Source organism: Variovorax sp. P4_D9, assembly GCF_056401695.1.
In genome coordinates this window covers 1-6,846 of sequence record NZ_JBFUIU010000491.1, presented here as the reverse complement: position 1 = coordinate 6,846, position 6,846 = coordinate 1, and the positions used below count along the sequence as shown (strand labels likewise).

Genomic DNA, 6,846 nt, shown 5'->3' with positions numbered 1-6,846 from the left:
CGGCAAGGTGGTCATCGACCCGAACAACTGGCCAGTTCCCGAAGGAAAGTTCGACTTCGCGCCGATTGCGCAGTCCCTCGCAGAAAGGCTCCAGGCCTGGCTCCCCTGCACCCAGGTGGTGAAATGCTTCAACACCATGGCGCAGGAGTTGTTCGAGATGCCGGTGGACGAACTGCGTCGCGATGAGGCCGTTGCCGCCGGGCTTGTTGTCCACGATGACCGGCTGGCCGAGCCGCTTGGTGAGCCCTTGACCCAGCACGCGGGCGGCGGCATCGAGTCCGCCGCCGGCGCTGAAGGGCACGACGATGTGGATCGGCTTGTCCGGATAGGCCTGGGCCAGCGCGCCTGCGGAGGCAAGCGTCAGGGCTGCCGCCGTGAAGGCGCGAAGCAGGGGAATGTGAGGAATCATGGCTGCGTCTCCGTTCGTTGTCGTGCAATGCCGTCGGTACGGCTGGGTATTCGGGGGGTGCGTTGAGGGAGTGCGTGTATCAACCGGCGGTCTCGGCGTTGCGGGCCCACCAGGCCGAGGCGTGGCGGCCGCCAAAGCGGCCGGTCTCGGCCGGCCGCAGAACATCGACCTTCAGTGCGGCGTAGGGGCCGAGCCCCGCGCCCAGGATGAGATAGCGGATGACGTCGCCCAGCGGTTCGACGATGCGCGCATTGCGCAGTGGTCCCATGTCCACTGGCGCGAGGCCCAGGTCACGCGCGAGCGCGGCCACGGTGTCGCGCGCTTCGGCGTGGTCGGAGGCGATGAAGGCCGAGACCTTCTGCGCGCGCAGTTCGTCCACCGGCATCTCGAACAACTCCTGCGCCATGGTGTTGAAGCATTTCACCACCTGGGTGCAGGGGAGCCAGGCCTGGAGCCTTTCTGCGAGGGACTGCGCAATCGGCGCGAAGTCGAACTTTCCTTCGGGAACTGGCCAGTTGTTCGGGTCGATGACCACCTTGCCGTCGAGCGCGGAGATGTCGCCGACTACCTGAGCTGGGTGCACATCGCGGACGCTGTAGAAAACCACGTCGCCGAAAATGGCGGCCTCGCGGTTGCTGCCTGCCTGCGCATGCACTGCCCCGTTTGCTCGCGCCAGGTCGGCGGCATCCATTGCGGTCTGTGGATTGCGCGCGCCGAAGAACACTTCATGTCCGTGAACAGCCCATCCGCATCCCAGAATGCGGCCCATGTTTCCCGTCCCGACAATGCCGATCTTCATCACATCAGCCTCTTCTCAGAGTCGGTCGCCGCGTGGGAATTGGGAGAGCAGGCGATACGAATCGTCCTGATCGTTCGGCTGGCTCAGCGCCATGCCGAAATGCCCGTGGTACAGCGAGTCGTCGACGGGGCGCTGCGTGACCCAATCGCGCACCACGCTGCGGTAGGAAATCTTCCACACGCCATCGCGACACTCATACCGGTTGAACGTGCGGCAAGCTGCGATGGCTTCCGTCGCCGAGGCGTCCGCAGCACGCTCGCGATGGTAGGAAAGGCGGTGCGTCTCGCCCTCGGCCTTGTCGCCGTCTACGCGGTACCACTCGTTGAGGACGTAGTGCGTTGTAAGTTCGTACTTGGGCAGAAAGTCTCGGAACACCCATTCGGCGAACTCCGTGGCACTGCCGCTGTACATATCGCCGTGTTCCTCGATCGCATCCTCGAAGAAGATGGAATGCAACAGCGCGGCGTCACGACGATCCACTCCGCGGCAGTAGGCCATCTCCAGTTCGTGAAGCCGATCTTTCACCAGCAAGTCGCGCAGCTTCTCGTCAGTCGTTTTCGTCATGGGCTGTCTCCTTGTCCTGTTTGCTGGGAAGTCGATCAGTATTAAACAAACCGACCATCTGGTTTGTAAGTGTGATCTATGAAGCTCCCGGCAGCATCAGGGTTTTCGATAGGTGCAGCCCCCGAACACTTCGCGCTTCGCGAGGAGACTCGTCTTCAATCGATAGGGCGAACGTCAGAACGCATTGGCATCGCCCCATTGCGGCTAGGACTACATGCCCCCCCGCTCGGGGCAGTCGCGCGGCACTCAGCGCACAGGGCGCAGCGCAGCGGTCATGAGCGCCGATGCGGACTATGACCATGATCTACACGCACGTACCAAAAGTGGGGAGGTGGTGCTGTGCGAACTCAGGTAACTCGATGAGCTGAGGGTGATGCCACGACGCCGGGCCTGCTAGGCAACCCGAAAGCGGACAAAGGTGAACGTCTCCTGATGGCCGGGACCGTGAGTCTGCAGATGCGCCGGTGAGCTGTCCTTCGAGCCTGGAGCCTCGCCGGACAAGGGCAGCTTTCAGCAACCTCGGGGAATTCACACTCCCGGCCATCAGCCGACATTGGTCAGCGTCTGCTTCCGGGCGTTCCACCCGAAATCGCGCGACGATGCCATCGGTTGAGACGTTCACTCGTAGCTGCCAGCGTGCGCGCGTGCTCCCGTGCGTTGGCCGCGATGATGGGCGTCTCGTGAAGCGTCTTTTCCACGATGCTCGATTCAAGCTCGGCGGTCACGCCTGCGTGCGTCTGGGGAGAGTCAGGATCAGTCCGGCACGATCAAATCGAATCACTCGCGCAACTACCCCCAAGATGCACTCCGGGTCCCTACCGGGGGCACAGGTCTGCGGCCGGCCTTATCGACTCACGCGCTCGGATTTGCCCTGGAACACGTTGCCGGGCGGGCTGATCTGAATCGACCAGGTCGTGTCACCGCCGGGAGCGACAAAGAACTTTGAATGCCACACCATTCCCGGTCTGGAGAGTGCCGCTGCAGTCGTCATTGACCGTGTACGTTCCGTCGGAGCCCGCCGCGGAGTGACGGTGCTGGTGCGCGGCGAGGCGGGCATCGGCAAATCCAGGCTGGTGGAAGAGTTCCAGGCGCGCGCCCGCGATCAGGGATTCGACACGCCCTCGGGCCAGGTGCTGGATTTCGGCGTGGGCAAAGGGCAGGACGCCATCTCGACGCTGCTGAAGACGGTGTTGCAGGTGAACGCGCGCGACGACGAAGCCCACCGCCGCGCGGCGGTGCTGGCTGCCGCCGCGAATGGCCTGGTGACGGACGACGAAATGCTGTGCGTCAACGAGTGGCTCGACCTGCCCCAGCCGAAGCCGCTGGAGGCGATTTTCGAGGCGATGGACAATGCCACCCGACTGCGGCGCGCGAGCGAGGCGCTGGGCTGCCTGTTGCAGCGGGCCGCCGCGGCGCGTTCGCAACTGGTGTTGATCGAGGACATCCACTGGGCTTCGCCCGAGTTGCTGCGGCTGGTGGCGGCGGCCGCCCGTGCGGCCGCCCGGGCGCCGATGGTCCTGCTGCTGACCTCGCGCATCGAGGGCGATCTGATCGACAAGGCCTGGCGGACATCGATCCACGGCAGCGCCTTCATGACCATCGATCTCGCACCCCTGCGGCCGCAGGAGGCGCGCCTGCTGGCCGGCGGGCTGGTGGAGGTGTCGAGCCGCTTTGCGCTGATGTGCATCGAACGCGCGGAAGGCAACCCGCTGTTCCTCGAACAGCTGCTGCGAACCGCGCGCGCCGGCGAGACACCCGGGCTCGCGCCTGCCGTGCCGCCGACCATCCAGAGCCTGGTGCTGGAGCGCATGGACCGCCTCGCCGCGCCCGATCGCGCCGCCCTCCAGGCCGCCGCGGTGATCGGCAAGCGCTTCTCGCTCGGCAACCTGCGCGGTGTCGCAGGCGCACCGAATGCGAGCTGCGACGTTCTGGTGGCAGCCGACATCGTGCGGCCCGACGGCCCGGATTTTCTGTTTGCGCATGCGCTGATCCAGGAGGCCGTCTACGCGTCGACACTCAAGAGCCGGCGACGCGAATTGCATCAGGCCGCCGCGCGATGGTTCGGCGACGACGATCCGGTGCTGCAGGCCGAGCATCTCGACCGGGCCGAGGACGCGGCGGCCGCGGCGGCCTACCTGCGCGCGGCGACCCGGGAGGCCGGGCGCTTGCGCCTGGAAAGCGCGCTGCGTCTGGCCGAGCGCGGCGGCACGTTGGCGTCCGACCCGGCGCTAGGCAACGCCGCAGTCGGCTGCGAACTCGCGTTGCTTTGCGGCGAGATGTTGCGCGAGATCGGACGCACGACCGACTCGATCGCCGCTTTCCAGCGTGCGCTCGAACTGGCCGGCGACGACCTGGGGCGCTGCTGGATGGGCATCGCCGCAGGCTATCGCGTGACGGGCGAATTCGCTGCGGCGATGCATGCGCTCGGCGAGGCCCAGCCGATCGCCGAGCGGCTCGCGCTGATCATCGAACGCTCGCGCATCCACCACACCCGGGGCAACCTCTACTTCGCTCAGGGCCGAACCGCCGAGTGCGACGCGCAGCACGTGCTCGCTCTCCAGCTTGCCGAGCAATGCGGCGACCCGGAAAGCCGAGCGCGGGCGCTGAGCGGCCTCGGCGACGCGCGCTATGCCCAGGGCCGAATGGCCAGTGCGCTCGAGAACTTCAGGCGCTGCGTCGAGCTGTGTGAGGGGCAGATCCGCATCGCCGGACCCAACCGCTGCATGATCGGGCTCTGCCTGTTGTTCGCCAACCAGCTGGACGCCGCCATCGCTGAATGCAATTCGGTTTGCGACGACGCACAGCGCTTCGGCGTCGTGCCCGTGCGGGTTTCCGCACAGGCCACGCTGACTCAGGTGCTCACCGAGGCCGGCCGCTTCGAGGAGGCCGGCGAATCGTGCGAAAAGGCGCTAGAGCTCGCGCGGCAGGCCGGTTCCCGGCGCTACGAAGTGATCGTGCTGTCCATCTCCGCCGAGCACAGCCTGCTGCGGGGAAATCGCGCACAGTCCCGCCACGACCTGGAACAAGCACTGGCGCTGGCACGCCAGACCGGTCTCGGATACTTCGGCTCCGTGATCGAGGGTCGGCTGGCACGAGTGGCCGATTCCGCCGAAGAGCGGGCGGCGCACCTGGCCGCAGGCGAAGCCTTGCTGCAGGACACCGGGCTCGCCCACAACCACCTGTTGTTCTATCGCGACGCGATGGAAGCCAGCCTCGCAGCCCGCGACTGGTCACGCGCGCTGCACCATGCGGCCTTGCTCGAGCGGATGTTCTGAGTCGAGACCTTGCCCTGGGTCGAGCTGATGGTCGAGCGGGCGCGAGCCATCGCCACGGCGGCGGAGACGGGCAATGACGCGGCGTCCATGGCCCGGCTGCGGGCGGTTCGCGCGACGGCGATTGCGGCAAAGAATGGCTGGGCTCTCGCAGGCATCGACCAAGCGCTGACGTAATCGGGAACGGACGTTCGGCTCAGAGTCTCATTGCCGCGTATCCTGCCTACCTCGCCGAATCGCATGGAGATGGAATATGCCAAGCATGTCTGCATTTGTCTTGATCAGCTTCATCGGTTGGACCCTACTCCTACTGGTACTTATGGAAGCTCTTCGTACGCGTCTCGTTGTGAAAGGGGTGGTCGCGGCGAATGAGTTTCAACCTGACAACTCAAACCTGTCGCCGTTTATGCAACGCCTCGGAAGAGCTCACGCCAACTGCCTAGAGGGCATACCAATATTCGGCGGTCTATTGCTCATCGCTATTGCCACCAACAGAACCAATGTGACCGACGGGCTCGCTCCTTGGTTCCTGGCTGCTGGCCTCTTCCAGTCGATCGTCCATCTGTGTTCACTGAGCGTCCCGGCGGTAAATTCTCGATTCCTAGCGTTTGTGGTGCAGATGGGTATTGGCGCGTACTGGGTATGGGTTCTGCTTGTAACCTGGTTCTCGTGAGAGCTAACCAATCGCTGAATACGCAGCCACAACCGGACGTTCATCTTCGCGGCCTGATGGCAAGGAAGGCCAACGCGCCGTCAGAACGAGGCCAGGAATCGAGGTTCGCGGCCGACTTACAACACCCGCGGGCTAATTGCGGGATTGCGTCCGCGAAGTGGGTGTGCACTAACCCGACGAGCATCAACAATCAGGCGCAGAGCGACCGCCCGTTCCAAACTTATAGACACCATGAACCACATGCCGCTGCGAATCATTGCGTCCACTGGGCTCGTCGCAGGTGCCGTCCTCGGATTGGCTGGCACGTTCGTCTCGTCTGCATCGCTTCGCGGACTGGCTTGGGGCCTCGATGGCGTGGCCCTCGTTGTCGCGACTGCGTTGCTGACCATTCATCACTTCCGGCGTGGACGCGACCTGATGGCTGCCGGATTCCTGGTCTTCGCGATCGGCGAAGGCCTGATTCTCTCTGGCGCTGCCATGGAGCCGATTGCCAGTACTCCTTCTTTTGGGAGCGGGGCCGGCTTGTGGGCTGCTTCGCTCGCACTCATCAGCGCGCCCAACATCATGCCCAAGCTGGTCAGGGCGGTCGGGTTCATCGCGTCGGCGTTGTTCGCGCTCGTGGCAGTGGAAATCTTTGCCGGACGCCAACTCACGCCCTTGTCCGCACCGTTGCCGTTCTTCGCCTATCCATTCCTGGTCGCCACGCTGATCGGCTGGGCGTGGTCACATTTCAAAGAGAGAACATGACTCCCGACGCACCGCCTCGCACCAATGCGTGCGGCTGAATCATTCGACAGCGTCCGGCATCTCCCGGTGGCCACAACCAGACATTCAACAGCGCCTTCCAATGCGGAACAACTGAAGACCATGGCCCTCTACTACGTCCTTGCCACTGCAACGAAGCCGCTTCCGACAGCTGGGGACTTTCAGTGGCCCTACGAGGTTTCGATGGCGTTCGATGGAACGCAGCATCTGGTTGGAGTCGCGGAGGGTGTGGGACACGGAGCGGCTGCAGCCTTCCTGACCGCCGCCGAGGCTCTCGACCCATCGTGGGCCCAGCACTTCGCGAGCGCTGACGCCGGCTGGCTCGTGCCCTTCGTGCAAAGGATGGCTGCGGGCGAGCGCGTTC

8 protein-coding genes are annotated in these 6,846 nt (G+C 64.7%); 5 read left to right on the top strand and 3 right to left on the bottom strand.

Features of this window, described 5'->3' with window-relative positions; translation table 11 throughout:
* The 3 genes from AC1DY5_RS36355 to AC1DY5_RS36345 all read right to left on the bottom strand — a co-directional run.
* The coding region (locus AC1DY5_RS36355; RefSeq protein ID WP_478119336.1) for a Bug family tripartite tricarboxylate transporter substrate binding protein at positions 1–409 on the bottom strand (409 nt) is incomplete at its 3' end.
* 79 nt (positions 410–488) lie between these two features.
* Positions 489–1,208, bottom strand: coding sequence for an NADPH-dependent F420 reductase (locus AC1DY5_RS36350; protein ID WP_478119337.1), 720 nt, complete (start codon positions 1,206–1,208; stop codon positions 489–491).
* Between the two features lie 15 nt (positions 1,209–1,223).
* Complete coding sequence (locus AC1DY5_RS36345) at positions 1,224–1,772, bottom strand: nuclear transport factor 2 family protein (RefSeq protein WP_478119335.1); 549 nt, start codon at positions 1,770–1,772, stop codon at positions 1,224–1,226.
* A 914-nt stretch (positions 1,773–2,686) separates the two neighbouring features.
* Between AC1DY5_RS36345 and AC1DY5_RS36340 the strand changes: the two genes are divergently transcribed.
* The 5 genes from AC1DY5_RS36340 to AC1DY5_RS36320 form a co-directional block, all read left to right on the top strand.
* On the top strand, positions 2,687–5,047 hold the full coding sequence (locus AC1DY5_RS36340; protein ID WP_478119334.1) for an ATP-binding protein: 2,361 nt from the start codon (positions 2,687–2,689) through the stop codon (positions 5,045–5,047).
* A gap of 9 nt (positions 5,048–5,056) precedes the next feature.
* Complete coding sequence (locus tag AC1DY5_RS36335; RefSeq protein ID WP_478119333.1) at positions 5,057–5,221, top strand: hypothetical protein; 165 nt, start codon at positions 5,057–5,059, stop codon at positions 5,219–5,221.
* Between the two features lie 85 nt (positions 5,222–5,306).
* Positions 5,307–5,717: an MAPEG family protein gene (locus AC1DY5_RS36330; protein WP_478119332.1), complete on the top strand. Its 411-nt coding sequence runs from the start codon at positions 5,307–5,309 to the stop codon at positions 5,715–5,717.
* A gap of 231 nt (positions 5,718–5,948) precedes the next feature.
* On the top strand, positions 5,949–6,464 hold the full coding sequence (locus tag AC1DY5_RS36325; RefSeq protein ID WP_478119331.1) for a hypothetical protein: 516 nt from the start codon (positions 5,949–5,951) through the stop codon (positions 6,462–6,464).
* A gap of 120 nt (positions 6,465–6,584) precedes the next feature.
* On the top strand, positions 6,585–6,846 hold a 262-nt coding region (locus tag AC1DY5_RS36320; RefSeq protein ID WP_478119330.1), incomplete at its 3' end, for a hypothetical protein.